3 protein-coding genes are annotated in these 2,097 nt (G+C 38.7%); all 3 read right to left on the bottom strand.

All coding sequences use genetic code 11. The features are described from left to right. Positions 1-517 (bottom strand): glycosyltransferase (locus CON76_RS06980; RefSeq protein WP_145995368.1); only part of this gene is annotated, 517 nt, incomplete at its 3' end. Between the two features lie 83 nt (positions 518-600). Further along, positions 601-1,632: an EpsG family protein gene (locus CON76_RS06975; RefSeq protein WP_205758201.1), complete on the bottom strand. Its 1,032-nt coding sequence runs from the start codon at positions 1,630-1,632 to the stop codon at positions 601-603. Between the two features lie 216 nt (positions 1,633-1,848). Then, positions 1,849-2,097 (bottom strand): transposase (locus CON76_RS06970; protein WP_205758200.1); only part of this gene is annotated, 249 nt, incomplete at its 5' end.

The raw sequence follows: 2,097 nt of genomic DNA, 5'->3' as shown, positions 1-2,097 counted from the left end.
CAAAAACGGGCTTGGCAGCATGACTCGTGAAGAAACTTTTGATGGTCAACTTATGCACCACGTGGAGCCGCTCTGGCCGGATATCTGGCAGAAACTGAAGCAGATCGCGCCGCGTACTTTCAGAAATGCAGATCACCGCCTGTGAGGCCCGGATTGCCGCGAATTTCTGCCAGCTGTGCAGCCATTTGCGTGGCCCAGAAGCAAAGCGTTCATAGATAAAGTCGTGCACCGTTGTCACCACGGGCAAACGCCGGTCAGGCAACCGGTAGTAGCTCGAATGGAATAGATCGGCTTGCGCCGACACTGGGCAACGCCTATACCGCTCCGCCAGACGCATCGGACGAGTTTCGTACCCCGTCGGCAAAAACTCTACATTCGCCGCTGAGCCTTCATATACCACAACCCGGCAATCACCCGCTGCCCCAGACTTCATGCGCTGCAGCAATTCGTTGAAATAGACCGTGATCCCGCCGTGCCGTTGCAGGGAATAGATGATACCGTCAATCTGCAATTGCAAAAAATTTCTCCATTAAATTTTACTGATTTTCAAAAAAGCAATTAATGGGTGTTGCACTTTAAATTTTAAATCACTCAAAAAAATCAGTAAGTATTTTTATAATTACGATGAAATATAGTTTCGAAAGGCACATACAAATCCATATAATTTGACATAACTCCATAAAGCCTTATGCCATAGAACAATGCAAAACAAGCAACAAATAAAAACAATAACAACCAATATTTTTTCTTAATGGCATTATAAGTAATCATATGTGCAATTGCTGGTGAGGCAATAAATTCAAAAGCTGTAAAATATAATGAAATTCTATTAAAAACTGGATTTATTAATTCCAATGGAATACTCGCCAAAAAACCCATCGATACAATTTTTATCGAAAGAACTTCAAATGAAGACAACCTTCCCTCGTACTTATATAAGCCCAACACAAGATATCCAATTATAATTAATTTATAAAAAATGGAAAGCACTGAAAACCTATATTCATCTGCCGATATATAATGAAGCAACTTATCCTCAACAACATAACTTATTAGCAAACCTTGCATCTGACTACTAAAATAAAACAAAATAATAAATATTGCACAAAACACATAAATCAAGTAGGATTTGCTTTTTATTAAAAATAATGGCACCAGAAAACCAACAAGCGCCGTAATATGAAAAGTGGATGCAAGAAAAATTAATAAATATCCAATAATAAATTTTCTATCGACAATAAAATTTATCGCCAAAATTACTAATGCTACGGCAATTGACTGTCTAACTGCAAATATCTCAAGAAGCGCAGTACAATACAAAACAAAAAATGACAAAAGAATATATTGCCTACCCTTAATTACCTGGTATTTGACAAATATTATTAATCCAGTTTGAAGTCCAAGAAAAATTGAATAATTAATTCCCATGCCACTAATAATAGCAACAAGAATTTTATACCCATATTCAAATTGATACCAATTTATAAAATCAAAAAATACTTGATTTTCTTCATAAAAAATCCTGTAAGATTCCCAATCGGTACCTGTCGCCCATCTTATTGATCCAAGCATTAGTGCAATTGTTATAATTGCACCCGAAAGCAAATTTTTAATATTTTTAAATTCGCGCACATAAGTTATATTTATTGATATTAAAAGTATCAACCAAAGTGAGATATAAATCATTTTTTATTTTATCAAGCTAATAGGCTTTGTTGCACAAAGACTTGATGGTACGGCATTCCCATAAGTTAGCTGTCGAAAGTTTTTTCACAAAATGAACGGCTTGCATGCTTGTCCTAGACGATGAGTGGGCTGCACTTAAGGAAAAAACTTTTAGCGGTTAACTTATTTTTGGCCAAAGTTATCAAAGATATGCTTGATGTCGCGTTCCAACGCTTCCTTGGTGCGGTGGCAGGCTTCCAGCCAGCGGTGCTTCATGGTGTGCCAAAGCATTTCGATGCGGTTGAGCTCGGGGCTGTAGGGAGGCAGAAAGTACAGCGTCAGGCCGTTCTTCTCCTGCAGCACCTTCAGTGCCGATTGAATGGCCTGGGCCTTGTGGATGGAGGCGTTGTCCAGAATCACCACCAGCGGCTT

The organism is Macromonas bipunctata (assembly GCF_002837135.1).
Classification (GTDB): domain Bacteria; phylum Pseudomonadota; class Gammaproteobacteria; order Burkholderiales; family Burkholderiaceae_C; genus Macromonas_A; species Macromonas_A bipunctata.
Note: the sequence above shows the minus strand (reverse complement) of the source record. Positions and strands in the feature narration are given on the sequence as shown.